General features: G+C 50.3%; 17 protein-coding genes. 1 reads left to right on the top strand and 16 read right to left on the bottom strand.

Annotated elements, in window-relative coordinates:
• Positions 1-24 precede the first annotated feature (24 nt).
• The 4 genes from clpB to BV910_RS02800 form a co-directional block, all read right to left on the bottom strand.
• Entirely contained in the window at positions 25-2,616 is a 2,592-nt protein-coding gene (gene clpB / locus BV910_RS02815) for an ATP-dependent chaperone ClpB (RefSeq protein ID WP_078146266.1), read from the bottom strand.
• 19 nt (positions 2,617-2,635) lie between these two features.
• A complete protein-coding gene (locus tag BV910_RS02810) occupies positions 2,636-3,505 on the bottom strand; it encodes a DnaJ C-terminal domain-containing protein (protein ID WP_031420934.1) in 870 nt (289 codons plus the stop codon).
• Between the two features lie 140 nt (positions 3,506-3,645).
• Entirely contained in the window at positions 3,646-4,818 is a 1,173-nt protein-coding gene (locus BV910_RS02805) for a CamS family sex pheromone protein (protein WP_015880725.1), read from the bottom strand.
• A 130-nt stretch (positions 4,819-4,948) separates the two neighbouring features.
• Positions 4,949-6,427: an LPXTG cell wall anchor domain-containing protein gene (locus BV910_RS02800; protein ID WP_078146265.1), complete on the bottom strand. Its 1,479-nt coding sequence runs from the start codon at positions 6,425-6,427 to the stop codon at positions 4,949-4,951.
• A gap of 449 nt (positions 6,428-6,876) precedes the next feature.
• On the opposite strand from BV910_RS02800, the gene BV910_RS14880 reads away from it, so the two are divergent.
• A complete protein-coding gene (locus BV910_RS14880) occupies positions 6,877-7,029 on the top strand; it encodes a hypothetical protein (protein WP_240499779.1) in 153 nt (50 codons plus the stop codon).
• 215 nt (positions 7,030-7,244) lie between these two features.
• Here BV910_RS14880 and ligA read toward each other — a convergent pair whose 3' ends face one another.
• The 12 genes from ligA to purM form a co-directional block, all read right to left on the bottom strand.
• The gene (ligA, locus tag BV910_RS02790) at positions 7,245-9,239 is read right to left on the bottom strand and encodes an NAD-dependent DNA ligase LigA (protein WP_078146264.1); all 1,995 of its coding nucleotides are present in this window, start codon (positions 9,237-9,239) and stop codon (positions 7,245-7,247) included.
• Between the two features lie 9 nt (positions 9,240-9,248).
• On the bottom strand, positions 9,249-11,465 hold the full coding sequence (pcrA, locus tag BV910_RS02785) for a DNA helicase PcrA (RefSeq protein ID WP_078146263.1): 2,217 nt from the start codon (positions 11,463-11,465) through the stop codon (positions 9,249-9,251).
• Positions 11,466-11,503: 38 nt separating this feature from the next.
• Positions 11,504-12,184, bottom strand: coding sequence for a heptaprenylglyceryl phosphate synthase (pcrB, locus tag BV910_RS02780; protein ID WP_078146262.1), 681 nt, complete (start codon positions 12,182-12,184; stop codon positions 11,504-11,506).
• Between the two features lie 89 nt (positions 12,185-12,273).
• Entirely contained in the window at positions 12,274-12,507 is a 234-nt protein-coding gene (locus tag BV910_RS02775; protein WP_074037828.1) for a hypothetical protein, read from the bottom strand.
• 12 nt (positions 12,508-12,519) lie between these two features.
• The gene (locus BV910_RS02770) at positions 12,520-13,902 is read right to left on the bottom strand and encodes a TrkH family potassium uptake protein (RefSeq protein ID WP_078146261.1); all 1,383 of its coding nucleotides are present in this window, start codon (positions 13,900-13,902) and stop codon (positions 12,520-12,522) included.
• 35 nt (positions 13,903-13,937) lie between these two features.
• Positions 13,938-14,243 carry a YerC/YecD family TrpR-related protein gene (locus BV910_RS02765; protein ID WP_015880718.1) on the bottom strand — a complete coding sequence of 102 codons (306 nt, stop codon included), beginning with the start codon at positions 14,241-14,243 and terminating at the stop codon, positions 13,938-13,940.
• Positions 14,244-14,310: 67 nt separating this feature from the next.
• Positions 14,311-16,053, bottom strand: coding sequence for an adenine deaminase C-terminal domain-containing protein (locus BV910_RS02760; RefSeq protein WP_078146260.1), 1,743 nt, complete (start codon positions 16,051-16,053; stop codon positions 14,311-14,313).
• A gap of 182 nt (positions 16,054-16,235) precedes the next feature.
• Positions 16,236-18,524, bottom strand: coding sequence for a bifunctional diguanylate cyclase/phosphodiesterase (locus tag BV910_RS02755; protein ID WP_078146259.1), 2,289 nt, complete (start codon positions 18,522-18,524; stop codon positions 16,236-16,238).
• 90 nt (positions 18,525-18,614) lie between these two features.
• Entirely contained in the window at positions 18,615-19,868 is a 1,254-nt protein-coding gene (purD, locus tag BV910_RS02750; protein WP_078146258.1) for a phosphoribosylamine--glycine ligase, read from the bottom strand.
• A 14-nt stretch (positions 19,869-19,882) separates the two neighbouring features.
• Positions 19,883-21,403, bottom strand: a complete 1,521-nt coding sequence (gene purH / locus BV910_RS02745; protein WP_078146257.1) for a bifunctional phosphoribosylaminoimidazolecarboxamide formyltransferase/IMP cyclohydrolase — start codon at positions 21,401-21,403, stop codon at positions 19,883-19,885.
• Positions 21,400-21,978, bottom strand: a complete 579-nt coding sequence (gene purN / locus BV910_RS02740; protein ID WP_078146256.1) for a phosphoribosylglycinamide formyltransferase — start codon at positions 21,976-21,978, stop codon at positions 21,400-21,402. Before purN ends, purH begins: the two co-directional genes overlap by 4 nt.
• Complete coding sequence (gene purM / locus BV910_RS02735; RefSeq protein WP_078146255.1) at positions 21,975-23,009, bottom strand: phosphoribosylformylglycinamidine cyclo-ligase; 1,035 nt, start codon at positions 23,007-23,009, stop codon at positions 21,975-21,977. The genes purN and purM overlap by 4 nt, the downstream gene beginning before the upstream one ends.
• Positions 23,010-23,016: the final 7 nt, after the last annotated feature.

The following is a 23,016-nucleotide window of genomic DNA, read 5'->3' as shown; positions in this document are numbered from 1 at the left end:
ATCCGGTTGTGGATTCCTCTTTCTTTATGCATTGATTGTCGATGGACGTAACGTCAACGCCCCGTTCTCGACATCGATGATGACCGTTTGACCATCCTCGACATCTCCAGCGAGGATGCTACGGGCAAGTTTCGTTTCAATCGTCCGTTGTACGTAACGATTGATTGGACGGGCACCGAATTGTGGTTCATACGCTTCGTCGGCAACGAACGTTTTGGCTGCGTCGGTGATCTCGATATGAATCGAGCGTGTCGTGAGCCGCTCGCTCATCCGTCCGACCGCTTTCTCGACGATTTGACCGATTTGGTCTTTCGTGAGCGGATGGAACAGAATCGTTTCATCGATCCGGTTCAAGAATTCAGGACGGAAATGGCGACGGAGTTTGTCGAGCACTTGACGCTCCTCATCTTCATCAATCACACCATCTCTCGCTGCCTCGAGCAAAATGTCTGCCCCAATGTTCGACGTCATGATGACAATCGTATTTTTGAAGTCGACGATGCGCCCGTGCGAATCGGTCAATCGACCATCATCGAGCAATTGTAGCAAGATGTTGAAGACGTCCGGATGTGCCTTCTCGACCTCATCGAGTAAGAGGACCGAGTACGGGTTACGGCGAACCGCTTCGGTCAACTGGCCGCCTTCCTCATATCCGATATAGCCAGGAGGCGCTCCGACGAGACGCGACACGGCATGTTTCTCCATATATTCACTCATATCGAGGCGAACGATATGGTCTTCTGAGTCAAACATCGCTTCTGCGAGCGCCTTCCCGAGTTCTGTCTTCCCGACCCCCGTCGGTCCGAGGAAGAGGAATGAGCCGATCGGACGATTCGGATCTTTGATGCCAGCACGCGCCCGAATGACCGCATCGCTGACGAGACGAATCGCATCATCTTGTCCGAACACGCGTTTATGCAAGACCGTTTCTAGATTGAGGAGCTTATCCCGCTCTCCTTCTGTCAGTTTCGTCACCGGTATGCCCGTCCATTTTGAGACGACCTCGGCGATTTCTTCTTCCGTCACCTCTTCCCGCACGAGTTCGCGTGTCACCGAACTCGCCAACTGTTCCGCTTCTTCGAGTTCTCGCTCAAGCTCCGGGATTCGTCCGTATTTCAGTTCCGAGGCCCGGTTCAAATCGTAACGACTCTCTGCCTCTTGTAACTCGAGACGTACTTTCTCGAGATCTCCGCGGATTTGTTGTACGCGGTGCGTCGACTCCTTCTCATTCTCCCAGCGGAGACGTAACGAGTCAGACTGTTCACGAAGTGACGCCAATTCCTGCTGAAGCGCCTCAAGTCGCTTCATGGAAGCGGCATCGCTCTCTTTTTTAAGAGCCGCCTCTTCGATTTCAAGCTGCATGACCCGACGGACCAATTCATCGAGTTCAGCCGGCATCGACTCCATCTCCGTCCGAATCATTGCACACGACTCATCGACGAGATCGATCGCCTTGTCCGGCATGAAACGGTCGGTGATATAGCGATTGGATAATACAGCCGCTGCGACGAGCGCATTGTCATGGATGCGTACCCCGTGGTGAATCTCGAAGCGTTCTTTCAAACCGCGCAAGATGGAAACCGTATCCTCGACATCCGGTTCAGCGACAAGTACTTGTTGGAAACGCCGCTCGAGGGCCGGGTCCTTCTCGATATATTGACGATACTCGTCAAGTGTCGTCGCACCGATACAATGCAGTTCGCCTCGGGCGAGCATCGGTTTCAACATGTTCCCGGCATCCATCGATCCCTCCGACTTCCCTGCACCGACAATCGTGTGCAGTTCATCGATGAAGAGGATGATGGTGCCTTCCGCTTCTTTCACTTCGGACAAGACTGCCTGTAGACGTTCCTCGAACTCCCCACGATATTTCGCACCGGCAACGAGGGAACTCATATCGAGACTGAAGATGGTTTTGTCTTTCAAACTTTCCGGCACATCTCCACGAACGATACGCTGGGCGAGCCCTTCGACAATCGCCGTCTTCCCGACACCCGGTTCCCCGATGAGGACTGGGTTGTTTTTCGTTTTCCGACTCAAAATCCGGATGACACGACGAATCTCGCTATCCCGTCCGATGACCGGATCGATTTTCCCGGTCTTCACTTCTTGAATGAGGTCTCGTCCGTATTTCGTCAAGACGTCATACGTCGCTTCAGGCGACTTCGAAGTGATCCGACGATTGCCTCGTACGGCGACGAGCGCCTCACGGAGACGGTCTTCTGTGATCCCTTTTCGCTCGAGCATCGCCTGTGCTTGACTACTGTTCAACAAGATGCCGAGTAAAATATGTTCGACCGATACGTATTCATCGTTCATCCCTGTCGCTTCTCGCTCCGCCGTCGTTAGAACGTTCAGCAAAGAAGCCGAAATCATCGGTGTCGTCGGATTTTGAAGTTTTGGTGCATTTCTTAAAGAAAGCGCGACTTCGCCTTCAATCTCAGACACGTTGATTTCCATTTTTTGAAACAGCAACGGCGCGATCCCGTCCGTCTGCGAAATCATGGACGCCAAGACGTGCCACTCATTGATTTCACTATGATGATATTGTTTCGCTAACGCCTGTGAACTGACAATGCATTCATGTGCTTTATCTGTAAAACGATTAAAGTCCATCACGATTCCTCCTTATACATTAACGTTCGATTTGCTCATAAACAGAACGGTACGTCTCATCAAGAGGCAGGTCGACCTCGAGTTGGACGAATAAGTCCGACCGCACCTTCGAGCCGGTCATGACACCGCGACCAGGAATCCGCATCCGTTGTCCCGGACGGCTTCCCGGTTTCACTTTCAGCTTCACGCGTCCCCCGTCGAGCGTGGCAACGATGACGCTCGCCCCGTCTAAAAAGTCGAGCGGACGCAATCGTTTCACGGTCACGATATGCTCTCCTTCACGACGATACGTATCGTCATCCGCAAAGTGAAGTTCGACATATACATCTCCTCGGTTCCCCGATTGTCCGACGCGGCTACCTTTTCCTTTCAACCGCAACTTCTGACCTTCGTAGGCACCTTGTGGAATTTTGACGTTCACGGTACCCGTTTGAAGACGTAGACTCACTTTCGACTCTTTCGTCAATTGACTGAGCGGGATGTTGACACGAACAGTCTCATCCAAGTCTTCCTCGACTGCTTGGTCAAAGAAGCTTCCGAACATATCTTCAAATCCGAAAGTCCGAGAGGTCGTACGCGATCCGCCTCCGAATTGTCGGAATAGATCTTCGAATTGTGACGAGCCTTCCCCGTAAGTCTCTCCACCGCCACCGAACCCTTGTCCGAACGACGGTCCATCCGGGCTACCGTATCGATCATAGTTCGCCTTTTTCTCTGGGTCGCTCAATACGTCAAACGCTTCCTGGACCGACTTGAATCGTTCTTGTGCGCCAGGGTCTTTATTGACGTCCGGATGGTATTGTTTCGCCAGTTTCCGGTATGCACGTTTAATCTCTTGCTCGGTCGCTTCCTTGGAGACACCGAGCTCGTCGTAATAGTTTTTAGCCATATGGATTCACCTCACCTATCCCTTTCCCGTTTCTGTTAACTCTATTCTACTCAATTGGTCAAATAAGGTCAAAGATAATCCTTTCACTTTTCATACGAAAAAAAGAAGAGATTCGTTTCAAAAAACGAACCTCTTCTCGATTAGAAGTAGACTTTCGGGCTATCCATGCCGTCCTCAAACACAATCGTCACTTCAGGGTCTCCGCCAAGTGACGTCACGTTGATACGAACCGGAACGTTCCGGCTATATTCCCAACGGTTTTCGAGCAAGCCGACCACGTGTTGTGTGAAGCCGACGAGCTCAGCGCGACTGTAAAACTGAATCGGGATATCAATCTCCATTCTCGATAGATCTCCGTTCTGATAAAAGCCCTTCCCAATCATCCCGCTATAGTCCGGGAAAAGGTCGGCAATCCGATCGCTGAAGAGCGTAAATTTCTGAGCGTCCTCGCGTACGTCAGACGTCGCCGATGTCGACGGGAAATAGTAGTACTTCTCATCGATCGCTTTCCAGTCGCCCGATTTGACTTGATCCGCCGTCCCAACGAAGGCCGACTTGATGTAGTTCCCCGGTGTCGGTGAACCTTGTGTCGATTTCATATAGAGCGCGACATTGATATCGAGGTCCTTGAAGTCTTCACGCTTTCGTAATTGGGAGACGAGTTCGTTCGCCATACGTTCCCCTTCTGCGATTACTTTCTTTTGATCGAGTTTGACGGTATACGTCGGACCATAGTTCGGTGCTTGGAAGACATATTCACGGTTCAAAATAAGTGCAAACGATACGCCCCCAACCTGGTACCCGCTGTCCTCTTTCGTCATATAATTCTGTTCGACAATCGAAGCTAAATAAAGCGGTGATTTCTTGTTCGCATCGACGAACTTGTCGTCTTCGACTTCTGCCTTGCCATCCGCATAAGCCGGGTTCAAGGGGGTCAACCCTTCATTACTTTTATCTTTCCGTGCGAGCAGACGAGATACATCCTCCGCGTTCAACAGCTGTCCCTCTTGATAAGCGAACTTTTCCGGGTCGAACGCGTCCGTTGAGTGACGCATGAGACCGAGTTCGACTTCTTCGAGTTCTAACGATGAACTGACTTGACGTTGGGCGAGTCCTCTCGCTGCCGCCGGTTTGAACGGAATGACCATCTGATAGTATGAGTCACGGGCTTCAATCGCTTGTGTGACGCCTTCGGCCGCTGTTTCGTCCCCAGTTGGTGTCGCTTCTTCTTCACCCATCGGTATTTTCATTGAACATCCACTCAACAATAGCGCCGAGGCGATTGTCGGGATGACGAGTTGTTTCCATTTCATCTATGTCTAGCTCCTTTGAACATCGTTTCCTATTTCACTTTGTCCATTATAACAAAATCGTTCCACGAAAAAAGTATCGAAGCGGAATCAGAACAAATCCCTTCTCGGATGAACGAGAAGGGATTTCGATTTATGGTTTCGTTGACGGGTGGTTGCGACGAATCAACAGTAGGAGTCCTGACGCGAAGAGAAGTGTACCGAGCATGACGTGCCACAGATCATCCGCTTCGCCTGTCATCGGAAGTACGCCTTGTGCGTAGGGATCGGCTTCATCGATGTGCTCGACTCGTTTCGCTCCACTCTCTTTGACGATGACTTTCACGACAGGTGGTGTGGCTTTCACCTCTGTCTTCTGCTTGTTAGCGTCTTGTTTTGGCTCTTCTTTTACCGGAACAGGTTGCTTCACCGCCACCGGTACGTCAACGGAGCGAGTAACCCTGATCCCTTCATCCACCTCGAAGATGAATGTGGCACGTTGAATCAATTCAGCCCCGGCTCTCACATCATAAGATGGGAGGAGCGGAAGCTCAAACGAGAACGTCACTTCTTCTTCCGGACCGAGTCCGTCTCTGAAGGTAGGAATTGCTTCGACTTGCTCCGTGAATCGTTGATTTGCCTGGTTTCGTTCTTCTTCTGTCAAGGCACCGCTTGGCCATGTGAGCATCGCGTCCGCTAAAAACAAGGTGACTTTCGAAGGATTGGTGACCGTATACGTATAGCGAACGGGCTCTCCCGGTTGAACGGTCGCCTTCTCAACCGTCGCATTCACGGTGAAGTCTGGTGTTTGTAAAAGGATTATCTGTTGACTTTCTGATGTGACGACCCGGTTGAATTCATCTAGCCCGGTCACTTGAAAGACACTGCCGATTTCAGGATGTGCGTCGAACGAATATCCGGTCGGAATCGATAAGACTTCTGTCACTTCCACCCGTTCCCCCGGCAAGAGACCGTCTTCTCCTATTAATTCATGCAAACGATCAAATACGTGTTGATTGAACGATTCGATTGATTGATGATCGATGTCTCCGCTCACATACTCGTGAGAGAATTCTGTCACCGTCATCGGCGTGTCTCCTGTGTTTTCTACAATGAACGTATACGATATTTCGCCTCCGACAACGGCTCGGTCGACTGCGGCGATATTGATTGCTTCAACGGCGAGCTTCGGTAACGTCGGTTCAGTCGTCGGCTCTTCGACGATTGGTTCTGGTTCAACCGGTGGCGTCACTTCTTCTGATAGATCTGGTTCTGTGACAACAGGCGGTTCTTCCTCTTCGACAGGATAGGCTTCCGTGATGGTGTTTGGAGAAAACGTATACGGTACACCTTCCGCATTGTAGAGCGTGATGAGGTCAATCAACGAGTCGTCTACTGCTTCCGCATCAATCATAAATCGCCAAACGTCAGCTGATTCACGGCTCCCGTAATACGTGATTCCTTCATAGACGAGACTTGATTCATATAATGTTTCGCTTTCCTCATCTGTCAAATTCACTTGAATATACCGGAACGTGGTCGTGTTCGCTTTGGCGGTAGGCACCCCAAATAAGGTTGAAAGGAACATGAGGATGGTAAATACGGCAACGAAGCGCTGGATGTTGTGTGTCATGATGTTGGTCCCTCCTCTAAGGTGAAAACAAGCGCTCGAATCGCAATCGTTCCGATGACGACGTTCACCACGTAGAGGAATGAGAGGAATGTGTGTGTGAACGTCATGATGTCAAAGGGTTCTCTCGCAAAAATATATTAGCATTTTGATTTAGTTAATCTATACCCCTCACACGCTTGTGCGAACCTGCTCAATCCCATTTATTTCCGAAAAATAAAAAACGTTCGCCGAAGCGAACGTCCAGACTGTAGACAAAGTATAGGTCTTATGCACAATCCGGACACGGCTCGCTTTCCTAGGGGCAAGCAGGGAGCCGCATCGCGACTGCGTCACTGCTGGGTCTCCCTTTGCTTGCTATTCCCTCAGAAGTCTCGCCTGCCCGTTCTTGGTCACCTTTTGTCCTTCGTCCCATATAATGGTGTGAGAAGAACACACAGGGGGCGGATCTAATGATCAACAAGTCGACACCATCCACCCTTCACGGTCTGACGAACGGAACGGATGTTGAACAGCAGCCCGAGGCGGATGATCTCGGCGTTTACCTTCCCTTTCTAAAACATCGATTCAAAGTAAATACCGAGCTTTTTCTTCGGCTGTCGTGACCTTAGAAAAAGACAAACGGCCGCCAGATGACGACCGTTTGCGTTGCTCGCCCGACGGCGCCCCGACTCCTTCAGGAAAGCAATCCGACGGAGACCCAGCAGCGACCTAGGTCGCGATGCGGCTCCGGGATTGCCTGAGGAAAGCGTGGGCGCCGGAAGGACGAGTTCGAACATGTTATTTGTCAACAAGCTGAACGTTCGCCGAAGCGAACGTCTTATGCTTGTTCATGTAAAAAGTCGAGCAGTTTTGCCTCATCCCATACTTCAATTCCGAGAGATTCCGCTTTCGCCAGCTTCGAACCTGCTTTTTCACCGGCGACGAGCAAGTCTGTGTTCTTACTTACACTTCCCGTTACACTCGCTCCGAGAAGTTCAAGCTGTTTCCCAGCCTCGCCACGTGTCATCTCATGCAACTTCCCCGTCAATACGACTGTCTTCCCAGAGAGCGGTGCTCCTTCCGTCGTTGGTCGTTTCGTTCCTTTGAAGGAAAGATTGACTCCCGATTCTGAAAGTTCTTTGACGAGTTCACGTGCTTCCGGTTTTTCGAAATAGAGAACGATCGATTCTGCCATTTTAGTCCCGATACCATCGATGGCTGTCAATTCTTCGACTGTCGCCGCGATGATTGCCTCCATCGTCTCGAACCGTTCTGCAATTAAAGAAGCGGCCTTTTGTCCGACGAGTCGAATCCCGAGGGCGAAGAGCACCCGTTCCAATGAATTTTGCTTCGACTGTTCGATTGCCGAGAGCAAGTTCGTCACTGACGTCTCGCCCATGCGCTCGAGTCCAAGTAAATCATCTCGGTCCAAGCGATACAGGTCGGCCACATTGTGAACGAGCCCTGCTTCGTGAAGCTGCGTGATGACTTTCTCGCCGAGCCCGTCGATGTTCATCGCTTGTCTCGACACGAAATGGATGAGTCCTTCAAGCAGTTGAGCCGGACATTCCGGATTGACGCAACGATGATCCGCCTCTCCTTCGAGTCGAATCAACTCCGACCCACACGCCGGACAATGCGTCGGGAATTCAATCACCCGCTCTTCCCCGCTCCGTTCACTCGCCAGTGCCGATACGACGGCCGGAATGACATCTCCTGCTTTTTTGATGACGACTCGGTCACCGATATGAAGATCTTTTTCCTTTATAAAATCTTCATTGTGAAGCGTCGCATACGTCACGGTCGAACCTGCCACAGAAACCGGGGCAAATCGTGCCCGTGGTGTGACCTTCCCCGTACGACCGACACTAAAATCGACGTCCTCGATCGTCGTCACGACTTCTTCTGCCGGGAACTTGTACGCGACGGCCCAGCGCGGACTTTTAGCGGTGAAACCAAGTTGTTCTTGTTCTTCATAACCGGCCACTTTGATGACAATCCCATCAATTTCATATGGGAGGTCACTCCGTTTTGTCACGTATGTCTCAATGTAATCCCACAGTTCATCCGCCGTCTGGCATGTTGTATAATCTCCGCTCACTGCGACACCGAGTCGTTTCAAATAATCGAGTGATTCGTCATGTGACGCGACGAGATCGTCTTGCGACACCAAACCGTATGCGAAGAACGCCAAATTTCTTGACGCCGCAATTTTTGAGTCGAGTTGTCGAAGTGAACCGGCAGCAGCGTTTCTCGGATTTGCGAAAAGTGGCTCGCCGTTACGTTCTCGTTCATCATTCAATTGTTCAAACGAACGTTTCGGCATGTACGCCTCACCTCGCACTTCAAACGTCACGTCCTCATTTAATCGGAGAGGGATGGAACGAATCGTCTTCAAGTTTTGCGTGATGTCCTCCCCCGTCGTCCCGTCCCCACGCGTCGCGCCACGAACGAGGCGGCCATTCTCATATTTTAACGAGACAGCGAGACCATCAAATTTGAGTTCTGCCACGAATGTCGGCGTGTAGCCGAGATCTTTCTCAATTCGCTCCACCCACTCGACGAGTTCTTCTTTCGAGAAGACGTTGCCGAGCGAGAGCATCGGCGTGTCATGTGTCACTTTGACGAATGCGTCGAGCGGAGCCCCTCCGACGCGTTGCGTCGGAGAATCCGGTGTTCGAAGTTCAGGATAATCAGTCTCGATTTGAATCAATTCGTTCATCAATCGGTCATACTCCGAATCCGGCACGCTCGGACGGTCGAGTACGTAATACTCGTAACCATATTGATTTAACGTTTGACGTAGCTCTTCTACGCGTTCTGCCATCTCCATATTCTCACCTCACGCTTTTTCGATAGGGGCAAATTTAGCCAATAGGCGCTTGATCCCGACTTCCGGGAATGCGATGTCGACTTCGAGTTGGTCGCCTTCACCACGTGTCTGTACGACCGTCCCTTGTCCCCATTTTTTATGATTCGCTTTGTCGCCGACATTCCATCCGACCGTTTCGGCACCGGACGATTGGGCGAGTTTCGGCTTCGGTTTCGAACTAAAGCCATTCACCGGTAACTTCCCTGGTGACTCGACCGGGTTCCACGGCATCGGTTTTCTCGCCTTACCGGACCGCTCCAACAACGTTTCCGGCAACTCATGCAAGAATCTCGACTCCGGGTTGTTTTGGAAGCGACCATATAGCATCCGTGACTGGGCACGTGTCAAATAGAGACGCTTCTCGGCACGGGTGATTCCGACATACGCAAGACGACGTTCTTCTTCCATCTCTTCCTCGTCGTTCAAGGCACGGCTGTGCGGGAAAAGTCCTTCTTCCATTCCAATCAAGAAGACGACCGGGAATTCAAGTCCCTTTGCCGAGTGCAACGTCATCAACGTGACTTGATGCGACTCATCGACTTCATCGAGTGAATCGAGGTCTGAGACGAGCGTCAAATCGGTAAGGAAGGCGACGAGCGTCTGTTCATCGCTCTCTTTCTCAAAGTTTTGGGCGACCGACAGAAACTCTTGCAAGTTCTCGAGTCGGCTTTCCGCTTCAAGCGTCTTCTCGATTTTGAGCATCTCTTCATATCCTGTTTTCTTCAATACCTCTTCGACGAGTTCTGAAATGGAGAGGTAGTCCGCCATCTGCCGTAAATCCAGCATCATTTGGCGGAAGTCCGCGAGTTTCGTCGCAGTGCGTGGGGCGATGCCTGACAATTCGATGTCACGAATCGCATCCATAAGTGAGACGCCTTGCATATCTGCAAAGTCACCTAGTTTATCAATCGTCGCGGCACCGATTCCGCGTTTCGGCTCATTGACGACGCGAACGAACGAGATGTCCTCATCCGGGTTGGCGATCAATCGCAAGTATGCGAGGACGTCCTTGATCTCTTTTCGCTCATAGAACTTCGTCCCGCCGACCATTTTGTATGGGATGTTCGATTTGAGGAGCATCTCCTCGAGTCCACGTGATTGAGCGTTCGTCCGATAAAGGACCGCCATCTGTCCGTAGTCCATCCCTTCCATCTTCAGCTCTTTCATCTGGTTCATGATGAAGAACGCTTCGTCGCGATCATCCGATGCGACATGGAGCAACAGTTTCTCTCCTTCATCATTTTCAGTCCACAAGTTCTTCTCTTTCCGGGAAGCGTTGTTTTGGATGACACCGTTCGCCGCCTCTAAAATCCGTTTCGTCGAACGATAGTTTTGTTCGAGCAAGATGACATGGGCGCTCGGATAATCTTTCTCGAACGTCAAGATATTGGCGATGTCGGCACCGCGCCAACGATAAATGGACTGATCCGAATCCCCGACGACACATAAATTCTCGTGTGCCTGTGCGAGAAGTTTGACGAGCGTATATTGGGCACGGTTCGTATCCTGATACTCATCGACATGGATGTACTTGAATTTCTTCTGATAGAACGCCAACACGTCCGGTGCTTCTTGAAATAAGTGAATCGTCTTCATGATCAAGTCGTCAAAGTCGAGCACATTGTTTTGTTTCAACTTTTTCTCATACGCTGTGTAGACGTCCGAGATGATTCGCTCGTACGGATTGTTCCCGACGAGGGCAGCCGCATCTTTCGCCGTACGCAGCTCATTTTTATGATTTGAAATCATCCCGAGAAGGGTACGCGGTTCGTACTTCTTCGGATCGAGGTTCAATTCTTTCAACACCTGTTTGATTGCTGTCAATTGATCCGAGGCATCTAAAATGGAAAAGCTCCTGTCATAGCGGATGCGATCGATATCGCGTCGTAAAATCCGGACGCACATGGAGTGGAATGTAGAAATCCAAATGTCTTCGGCGACACCACCCACAAGACGGGCAATCCGATCTTTCATTTCTCGTGCTGCCTTATTCGTGAACGTGATCGCTAAAATGTTCCACGGTGCCACTTGCTTCGCCGCCATCAAATAGGCGACACGATGGGTCAAGACACGAGTCTTCCCAGACCCTGCACCCGCCATGATCAACAGCGGGCCATCCGTATGCTTCACCGCTTCTGCTTGTTCCGGGTTCATCCCTTTAACTAATTCTTCGCTAAGATTATACATAATCGTTTCCTTCCTTGTTCCAAACGTTTGTTCTTATTTTATCGGAGTGCTCGTACAGTCGCAAGTGCTCCAGCTAAGTCTTCATAAATGATATTGCCGACAACAATCGTGTCGACATGTGCACCCATTAATCGTGCCGTCTCTTCTCCCTCAATGCCACCACCGTAAAAGAGATGTGCATCAGGTAACGCCAAACGAATCTCTTTGACGACATCAGGATTCCCGAGTCGTCCACTATATTCGATATAGAGCGAGGGAAGACGGAACAAGTGATGTCCAACTTCCGCGTATGCCACGGATTCTTCGATCGTCAAATCGCATCGCGCTTCCGTCACGTCAGCGACTTTCGCCTCCGGGTTTAAGACGAGATATCCTTGAGCCGTGACAAGACGAGCATCAAAGAAATGGCCGAATCGTTCAAACGCACGGGCATGATGACCAATGATCCATTCCGGAGTTCCTGCATTCAGCACGGTGGGCACGAAGTAATGATTGAATCCGTGGATGACTTGACTAGGATGGCTAATCTCAAGTGCGATTGGAATCCCGGCATCTCGGACTCTCGCATAAAGCGCAAATGTATTCTCTGCATCAATCCCATCCGTTCCCCCGATCAAAAAGGCGTCGGTCCCCGAATGGATGAGCGCCTCGAGCGCCTCATCTGTGAGCTCCTTATTCGGATCTAGTTTAAACACATGTCGCCACGTCTGAAATTCCAACTCATTCCCTCCTATCGAATCCTTCTATAGTGTATCGATTTTTTTCCTCCCGTGCATCTCTCCAACAAAAAAAGACTTGCCGAAGCAAGTCACGAACGTGCCGTACGATTCCGTTCCCGATCCGTCAACCATTTCGCAACAAGCAAGGCGAATAGACCGTAAACAGGAACGAACCAGAGCGGATTCGCTAAAAAGAATCCGAGCACCGGTATGTCAAGGAGCGGCGAGTCCGGTGAACAGAGTGCCGTTCCATTGACGATGGCGATAAACGGAAGAACCGGAACAATGAAGACGTATCCGAAGTTGATCCAAAATGCTTTCATATGACAATCTCCTTACCCTAAGATGATTGATTCTTTTGGATAGTTATACATCCGCTTCGGTTGTCTCCGTTGCAGGATGAGAATGAAGGCGATGACGCCGATTCGGCCGATGAACATGAGAATCGTCAACACCCATTTTCCAACGTTACTAAACTCGGAAGACAATCCGACGGATAGACCCGTCGTCCCGAACGCAGAACACGCCTCGAATAAGATTCGTGTCAACGAAGCATCCTCAAAATAAGCCATGACCATGACACCTGATAGTAACACGGCAAGCGAAACCGTAATGATCACGAACGCTTTCCAAATATCTTCAAGGACGATTTCACGACCGAAAATTTTAATGGACGAGTCCCCGCGAATGAAGGCGATGACAGCGAGAACGGCTACAGCAAACGTCGTCGTCCGAATCCCCCCACCGACAGACGATGGAGATGCCCCGATGAACATCAGGATGGACAGGAGCAACATGCTCGCTTCAGAGAATAGATTGACATCGACCGTCGATAGACCACCATTTCGTGTCGTCACGGATTGGAACAACGAATCCGAAAGTGCCAACCAGAGCGGCAAGTCCTTAAAGGCATTATTGTATTCAAAGATGAACAAGCCGACCGTACCGACGGCAATCAAAATAAAGAAGGTTGAGACCGTCAATTTCGTGAACAACGAGAATCGACTCGGGAACGTGTGACGTTTCCGTGTGATTCGGCTCACCAAGTACGTTCGAATCTCTACAAGCACCGGGAATCCGATGGCACCACCGGTCATGAGCGCGATTTGCGTAAAGATGACGAATGGGTCCTCACGGAATGGCGCGAGCGAACTTCCCGTAATGTCAAACCCGGCATTCGTCGTCGCACTGATCGACCCGAACAATCCTTGTAAGAAGGCTTCTCCGATGGTATCAAAATAATTTAAGTAATGGACCCCGAGCACGACGGCACCGACCGCCTCGATGGCGATAACGGTGATCACGATTTCCGTGATGTATTTAACAATACCAGACATGGACGTCTGGTTTTGGTCGCGTAAAATCAGTTGTCTTTCCCTAAACCCAATCCGTTTCCCAAGTAAGATCCACATGATGACGTGCAAACTGATCAATCCGACACCGCTCACTTGGACGATGAACAGAATGATAAATAAGCCGAACGTGGAGAAGGTATCGGTGACTACAATCGGTGTCAGGCCGGTGACACTGACACAGCTCACCGCAAAGAAGACAAGGTCGGTAAACGTGATCGTCACTCCAGGCTTATGGGCGATTGGTAAGGCGAGGAGCAAAACTGATAAAATCGCTGCCGCACTATAAATTAACACGAGTGTTTGGACCGGTGTTAAACTTCGAAAGAACAATTGTAAGTTCAGTTTCATGAATTTCTGTTGCATCTCGCCACTCCCCTCCATCAAAAACAAGATGACTCTTACGAGTCACCTTTTGTTTGTTGTAGACGTTCAAGAGCGAGATCGTATCCACCTGTCCCATAGTTCAAGCATCGCTTCACACGTGAAATCGTGGCCGTTGAGGCGCCTGTCGCATCCTCAATTTTATGATACGTGTTTCCTTCACGAATTTGCCGCGCCACTTCAAGTCGTTGCGCAAGTGCTTGAATTTCATTAACAGTCGCTAAATCTTCGAATAATTGATAACAGTCTTCGAGTGTCTCGAGCTTCAAAATCGCTTCAAACAATTGATCGAGCTCTCGACCTCGTAATTTATCGAGTTGCATCCGCAAGCATCCTCTCTACTCATACTTCTTTCTCATTCTAAAGCAGGGGCGCCCCGGACTCAACTATTCATCGCAAAATCGCAGGAAATAGTACTTGTTTCTTCATGACTTCGTAAATGCCGAGAGGTGTCGCCCGAACATATGGCAAATGGGTAGATGCTAAAAATAGTAATGTATAAATCGGATCTTCGAACTGATAGCCCCTCGCCATGAGCTCGTCTCGCAGCTGTTTCTCTTGATCGATGAGTGTTTCGAGTTGCTCCGTCGACGTCATCCCACAGAGTGGTAACGGGATCTCGGCAACGATTTCGCCCTGGTCTACGAGGACAATCCCGCCTCCGAGCTCGTTCATTCGTTTGAACGCCAGTAACATATCCTGTTTACATTTCCCTAGAATCAAGTAGTCTCCACTGATCGAGTACGAACTGACAAGTCCACCAAAATCTCGGGCGAAACCTTTCAAGACTGTGTTCAATCGCCATTTCCCTTCTTTATCAAGCAACATGAGAAACGATTCGTCTCCATCACGCGGCAATGCATCTTGACCCGTGTCATGCGTAATTTTAAACAGTTTCATGATGACTGAGTTGATCATGTCGAGTCCGACGGGCATGCTGAAAGATAGGTCTTGTGGCGTCAGTTCGATTGAAACGTCTGTCGACGGCATCTTATTGAGGACTGCTTCCACTAATTCGTTCGGGAAAAGCGATACCCCATCACGATAAATCCATTGCCCTTTCGCAATCACAGCCGTCGGACGCGGTTCCTCGATGGCATCTAGAATGTTCAAGTGCGCGATACGGCCTGGCGCAATCGCCCCTAAAATGTGATCGAGGTCAAAGTGACGAGCCACGTTATGAGAGACAATCCGGTAGGCTTCGATAGCCGGTAATCCCGCTTCGATCAAAATGCGGACAAGAGCATCCTGCATGCCGTCCTCATAAAAGCCCGGTGTCGAACCGTCCGTTGTCACCATGAGATGGTCGAACGCCGTCAGTCCATTTGCCAATAGATCACGGATCATCTCCGGCAGGTCCGGACGAATCGAGGAATGTCGAAGCGTCGTCGTATAACCTAGTTCCAATCGATTGAACGCCTCTTCCGCCGTCATCGCCTCATGGTCGCTGTGTACTCCCATCAACGCCATTTTAGTCAATGTCTTCGGCGACGCCCCCGGAAAATGCCCCTCGACCGGCAAACCGCACGTTTCGGCGTCAAGCATCCACTGAAGCATCTCATCATCACCCTTCAAGGCGCGCGGCCATGCCGTTAATTCACCTGCCATGACGACGTCCGGATGGTTAAACCACTCGTGAATGCGTTCCGAGTCGACAGCCACGCTCTCCCGGTCCAACTCCGTTTGCGTATCCAAACGGGCCCACCAATATGTACTCGTCGGCAATTGTTGAATCGCATCGAGTTGCGCAAACGCTTGCTCTTTCTCTTGTAAAAAAAGCAGCATGTTGTCATTGACGAGCGTCGTCGTTCCACGCTCTCCTGCATATTTTGACAACGTCGCCGGATTGTATAATTGAAACGGATGAGCGTGAGGCTCGATATACCCAGGTACAATATACTTTCCTGTCACATCGACCGTTTCGACCGCTGATTCTGGTAAGTCTGGACCGACATACACGATGCGATCTCCCTCAATCCAAATATTCGCGGTTCTCCATTGTTTTACGTAGACGTTCAAATACGTTGCGTTTTGTAAGACGAGCGAAGGTGGCCGCAATCGATCTACGACTTCAAGTTGTGAACGAATCATCACTTTAGACCACGGTGCCCGCGCCGTTCTTTTTGTTGGCATCGAACCCAATCCTCCCTTTTTCCCTTTCAAAGCTATAAAAGAATAATTTTGAAAGCGTTTTCTTTACCTGTTTCAAGTTTACCTTTTCTCTGAATGGGTCGCAAGTTATGTTCCCTATTGTAACAAATTTCACATATATTTTTCACAAAAAAGGCGACTCTTCCTATGAAGAGTCACCTACATCAAATTTGAGTCATGACGGTTTTACGTAAGTACAGGTGCAATTGATTGACCGGAATCGGTTTACTGTAATGATAACCTTGAATGAGCGAACCACTATATTCTAATACGAACGCAAGCTGTTCCGGTCGCTCGACCCCTTCCGTGACAATCTCGAGTCCAAGCGTTTGGAAAGTTTGATATAGCCCTTCTAACAGCGCGCGGTCAAATTTATTCTCCGGAATCCCTTTCACGAAGTTTTGATCGATTTTAACGATGTCGAGACACAGGGATTGCAAGTATGAAAGCGACGATGTTCCGACACCGAAGTCATCAAGTGATATTTTGACACCGATGGCCTTTAACGCTTGAATGAATTGTTGAAGTTCATACACATTCCCACCGACTTCACTCTCTGTGATTTCCACATGCAACCGGTGTGGGGGAAATCCTGTCTTAGCGATCGTTTCCTCCAACGCTTCTAAAAACGAGCCGTCTAAAATCTGACGTTTCGAGACGTTAATGGATAAAAATAAGTCAAGTCGCTCTGCGTACTCTTGAATCTCGGTGATGGCGCGCACAAGCACCCAACGTCCCACATCTGAGATGAGCCCGAGTTGCTCCGCAACCGGAATGAACACGCCGGGAGAGACGAATCCTTTCTGTGGATGGTGCCAGCGAATCAACGCCTCGACTCCTCTAACTTGAAACGGCTGCGGTGAGACGATTGGTTGGTAATAAAGTTCGAACTCATCATGACGCAGCGCATGACGTAAATCACGTTCCATTTCGAGTGCCTGCAAGTAATGACTCCCATCTTTAATCTCCTGATAGGAAAGAATCTGATCTTTCCCGGATGCTTTGGCTTCGTGTAAGACGACATCGAGTCGCGCCATCATCACCTCATAGGAATGATGCGTCGGTCCAGTCAATTCGTCGATGCTGATACTCAAGGTCAAATGGTTCATCCCTTGCTTCAAACCCCATTCGCGCAAATCTTTCACCAATTGATTGGCGATGATCATGAGCTCCTCGGTCGTCCATTCCGGATGAATCAAGATGAACTCGTCCGCTCCGATTCTTGCAACGAAGCCATCCTCTTTATAAAACATCAATCGAGAGGCAAAGAACGTCAGCATCGCATCTCCCATACGCTGACCAAATTGATCGTTGATCCGTCGGAAGTTGTCGAAATCGATTCCCATCACTCCAATCGACCGGGTCGTTTCCGGTAAGCTCACGAACATCTCTTCGACCGCCAATCGGTTTGGAAGACGGGTCAAAGAATCTCGGAAGGCACGCGTCAACGATTCTTTTTGTGTCTGTTCGAGTGCATCGAGCACCTCGTTCATGCTGATCGCCATCTCTTCAATCTCGTCTTGTTGATTTGGATGCAACTGAATCCGTAACCGACTATTCCGTTCTTTCGTGATCCATTTCAGTTCGTTGACGATGCCCATCAATCGTTTCGTGACAATTTGATTCACCGACCAAAACAGTGTCAACAATAGACCAAGACCGAGCACAAGCAGCCCGAGCATCCCCGTTTCTAACATGGTCTGTGTATTGGTATAGTACATTCGCTTCACCGAGAAGTTGAGTTCCCAGTTCGCATCTTGATAGACGGATTGAAGCGGTAACGAGACACGTGCAAATTGATTGTCTTCATCGACCGTCAACTGCCGGTGAGAAAGCGGGCTGATCGATAATTTCGTTTTTGCTTGGGCACTCATCGCGGCCATGAAGTCTGGACCGATTTTTTGAATGAGTACGAGCGTCCCACCCGGCTTTCCTGTCCCATCACTTCTCAAAATCGGATGACTCATGAAGACGACCGGACCGAAATCGGTGCCATACACCGCACTTTGTTTGATTCCTGACGAGTTGACGTAACGGATCAAGTCGTTCGTGAAGATCTCTTTGTCCTCTTCACGATCCAATTCATAAAATTGAGTAAACTCCGAGTAGACGACCTTTCGATCACGGTCGAGGAAAATCATTGCGCCGACCCCTAAGTTTTCGAGTGTCTCTTCCCCCATGTTGTTTTCAATGAATGCTTCATTCTGATTTTGAACAAAATCATAGGCATTCGTCCAAACTGACCAATCGACAAGAATCCGCTCGAGCATAAGTCGGTGATTGGCGAACACTTCTGACACACTTTCGATTTGATCGCGGGTCATCGCCCTGTCCTGTTCAATACTTTTCTCTACAAAATACGGTTTGATGACGAATAAAATGACACCGATGAAGAGTACGATGTTCACGGCTATCGCAATAAATAATTTTGTTTGAACACGCAGGCCGACCACCCTCCTTCTTCAAGCTACTTTATTATTGTAGAACAGGATATCGGCATTTCCTTTTTTTCGCATGAAAAAAAGGATGGGTTGACCCATCCTTTAAATAATGTGTTCAAACGCTCGCGCCCCGATATCCGATCGATAGAACGTTTCAGGTAAATCGAGTTGTGAAATTGCCACATACACAGCCGTTTTCGCCTCAAGCAGTGTCGGCTTCGTCGCCGTCACAACGAGTAGACGACCTCCGCTCCCTACGACTTGATCGCCCTTCTTTGTCGTGCCGGCATGGAAGACAAGCACATCTTTCGGAAGTGACTCAAATCCTGATAACACCTGGCCCGTGATTGGTCGGTCCGGATACCCTTCGGCCGCAATGACGACACCCATCGTGTATCCGTCAATCCACTCAACCGAATACGATTTTTGGCGAACGACTGCTTCAATCACGTCCAGGAGCGGCGATTTCAAATTCGGCAAGATGACCTCCGTTTCCGGGTCACCGAAACGTGCGTTGAATTCGATGACTTTTGGTCCATTTGCCGTCAAGATGAGACCGGCGTACAAGAATCCTTCAAATGGAGTGCCTCGTTTGACCATCGTCTGCGCGAGTGGTTCTAATACGGTCTTCACCGATTCCTCATACACGTCCTTTGAAAGATGTGGCATCGGGCTATAAGCGCCCATACCACCCGTGTTCGGTCCCCTGTCACCGTCATAGGCACGTTTATGATCTTGCGAGGTGATCATCGGAATGACACGCTCTCCCGAGACGAATGCCATGAGCGAAAACTCTTCCCCATCGAGGAACTCTTCGATGACGACTTGTGACTGTTGCCCAAATTTATCCGTCGTGAAAATATCACGTACGGCAGCTTCCGCCTCTTCGACCGTGAATGCAACCGTGACGCCTTTACCGGCAGCCAATCCGTCCGCCTTGACGACGAGTGGTGCCCCTAACTTCTCGATATAGGCAAGCGCCGATTCCGCTTCTGTGAACGCCTCGTATGCCGCTGTCGGAATCCCGGCTTCCATCATGACTTCCTTGGCGAATGCCTTGCTTCCCTCGAGTAAGGCAGCCGCTTTCGTCGGTCCAAAGATGTTCAGCCCTTTGTCGCGGAACGTGTCCACGACTCCTGCCATGAGCGACGACTCCGGTCCGACAATCGTCCATTCGATTTCGTTCTCTTCTGCGAAATGGGCGAGCTCCTCCACGTCTGTTTCATGGATCGACGCGCACGTCATCCCTTCCATGAAGTCGTTGCCCGGTGCAACGAAGACGTGATGCCCGTCTTGTTTCAACTTCCATGCGAGCGCATGCTCGCGTCCTCCTCGACCGATGACCAATACGTTCATGATGCAAACCCCTCTCAGTGTTTGAAATGTCTGACTGATGTGAATACCATCGTAATGCCATGGCGATTTGCCGCTTCAATCGATTCGGCATCACGAATCGACCCACCCGGTTGGATGATGGCCGTGATGCCCGCTGCCGCTGCCGCTTCGACCGTATCTGCCATCGGGAAGAAGGCATCACTTCCGAGAGCCGCGCCTGACGCGCGTTCCCCGGCTTGTTCAAAAGCGATTTTCGCTGCACCGACGCGGTTCATCTGTCCGGCACCGATTCCAATCGTCGTCTCGTCTTTTGCGACGACAATCGCGTTCGATTTGACGTGCTTGACGACACGCCATGCAAGTTTCAAATCTTCCCATTCCGCTGCTGTCGGGCGACGATCCGTCACGATTTGGCATGAGGCATCATCGAGTGTCATGTCATCCCCGTCTTGTACGAGCAATCCTCCGGCGACAGCCGTAAGGCGCATGCCTGTCATCTGTCCCATATCTAACGTCAACAACCGAAGATTCTTTTTCTCTTTCAATCGGTCAAGTGCTGCCTCACTAAAGGATGGGGCAATGATGATCTCCAAAAAGATGTTGCGAAGGGCATCTGCCGTCTCAAGATCGACTTCACGGTTTAAGGCGACAATTCCACCAAAGATTGAGACCGGGTCGGCCGCATGGGCACGTTCGAACGCTTGAGAAATCGTGCGTCCGACTGCAACGCCGCACGGGTTCATGTGCTTGACGACGACTGCCGCCGGCTCAGTCAATTCACTGAGTGCTTCAAGGGCTGCATTCGTATCTTGAATGTTGTTATACGAGAGCTCTTTCCCGTGAAGCTGTGTCGCATTCGCAAGTGTCATCCCGTCATATAACGGTGTCTTATAAAACGCCGCTTGTTGGTGTGGGTTCTCTCCGTAACGAAGGTCTTGAACTTTTTCATACGTGACCGTCAACTGCTCTGGGAACGTTTCGCCGATTTGACGACCTAAGTAGTCAGCAATCAACGCGTCATAGGCAGCCGTATGTCGGAACGCTTTCGTCGCAAGACGTTGACGTGTTTCAAACGATGTACCGCCTCCACGTACTTCCTCGGCGACGAGTGTATAATCACTCGGGTCCACGACGACGGTGACACTCGCATGGTTTTTCGCAGCCGAACGCAACATGCTCGGTCCACCGATATCAATGTTTTCAATCGCTTCTTCGTATGTCGTATTCTCTTTCGCAATCGTCTCCTTGAACGGATACAGATTGACCACGACATAATCGATTGGTTCGATGTGATGATCTTTCATTTGTGCGACATGCGTATCGAGGTCGCGACGTCCGAGCAAGCCCCCGTGAACGAGTGGGTGCAACGTTTTGACACGGCCGTCTAACATTTCAGGGAACGATGTCACTTCCGAAATGTTTTTGACTGGTAATCCTGCCTGTTGAAGCGCAGCCTCGGTCCCACCTGTTGAGATGAGCTCGATGCCCGCCTCATGCAAGACGGTCGCGAGTTCGACAATTCCCGTTTTATCAGAAACACTTAATAATGCTCTCACTTGAAAACCTCCTGTTGATTCAACACTTGTTGTAATACGCGCGGATACAGTTGGTGCTCGATCGTCTGAATGCGACGCGTCGCCTCGGTGCGGTCACACCCTTCAATCTCGACAGACGCCTGTGCGATGATCGGACCCGTGTCCATCCCCGCATCCACATAATGAACGGTCACACCACTCGTCGGTACGTTGGCGTCAAGCGCCTGTCCGATCGCGTCTTTACCCGGAAAAGCTGGTAAAAGCGATGGATGAATGTTTAGAATGCGATTCGGATATGCGGATAGTAACACATTACCGATCAAGCGCATATACCCCGCCAACACGATATAGTCTACACGAAGCGTACGGAGCAGGACGAGAATCTCTTCCTCGAACTCTTCTTTTGACGCGTACGCCTTCGGTGTAAACGAAAAACTCGGAATCCCGTGACGCTCCGCTCGATCGAGAACAGCAGCTTCTGGTTTGTCCGTCACGAGCAACACACATTCAGCAGACAAATGACCATCGGCGATCGCTTGCCAGATTGCTTCGGCGTTACTTCCCGATCCTGACGCAAAGATGGCAAATCGTTTCATTGGTCCACTCCTGAAATCCGGATGCCTGGACGACTCTCGACTTTCCCGATTCGGTGCTCAGTCTCCCCGACACGTTCAAGCGCCGCTTCGACGAGTTCCACATCTTCAGCTCGTACCGTGATCATATACCCGATTCCCATATTGAAGACGTTGAACATTTCTTGCTTCGAGATGTTCCCGACTTGTTCGAGCCAGTCGAATACAGGAAGACTCGGCCAACTCGACGCATCGAACGTGATGCCAAGACCTTCTGGCAACATGCGAGGCACATTCTCATAGAAGCCACCACCTGTGATGTGTGCCATCCCTTGAACCTTGCCTGTCGAAATGGCCGCTTTCGCCGCTTCGGCATAAATCCGTGTCGGCAACAGCAAGGCGTTCCCGAGTGTCGTATCGAGCATCGCAATCTCGTCCGTATAATGAAGACCTTGCGCTTCGACGATATGACGTACAAGCGAGAACCCGTTCGAGTGGACGCCTGAAGATGCAAGTCCGAGCACGACATCCCCATCCTGAATCGTCGAACCGTCGAGCAAGTCCTCTTTCTCTACGACACCGACCGCAAATCCAGCGATGTCATATTCGCCATCCGGATACATCCCTGGCATCTCAGCCGTTTCGCCACCGACGAGCGCACAACCGGCTTGGACACACCCTTCCGCAACACCGGCGACGATTCTTTCCAGTTTGGCCGGTTCTGCTTTCCCGGTCGCAATATAGTCGAGGAAATAGAGCGGTTCTGCTCCATGCACGAGACAATCGTTGACGCACATGGCGACGCAATCGATTCCAATCGTGTCGTGTTGGTCGAGCGCGAACGCCAATTTCAGTTTCGTCCCGACCCCGTCAGTCCCGCTCACGAGAATCGGATGTTTCATGTTCATCGAACCGAGGTCAATCATCGCTCCGAAACTACCGAGTCCTGTCATCACTTCCGGACGCATTGTCCGAGCGACATGACGTTTCATACGGGATACGGCCTCGTACCCTGCTTCTAAATTCACACCCGCTTGTTCATAACGAACGCTCATCGCTTTT

The organism is Exiguobacterium sp. HVEsp1 (assembly GCF_002009685.1).
In the GTDB taxonomy this organism is placed as follows: Bacteria; Bacillota; Bacilli; order Exiguobacteriales; family Exiguobacteriaceae; genus Exiguobacterium; species Exiguobacterium profundum.
The sequence above is the reverse complement of the archived record's forward strand: the minus strand, read 5'-3'. Positions and strand labels throughout refer to the sequence as shown.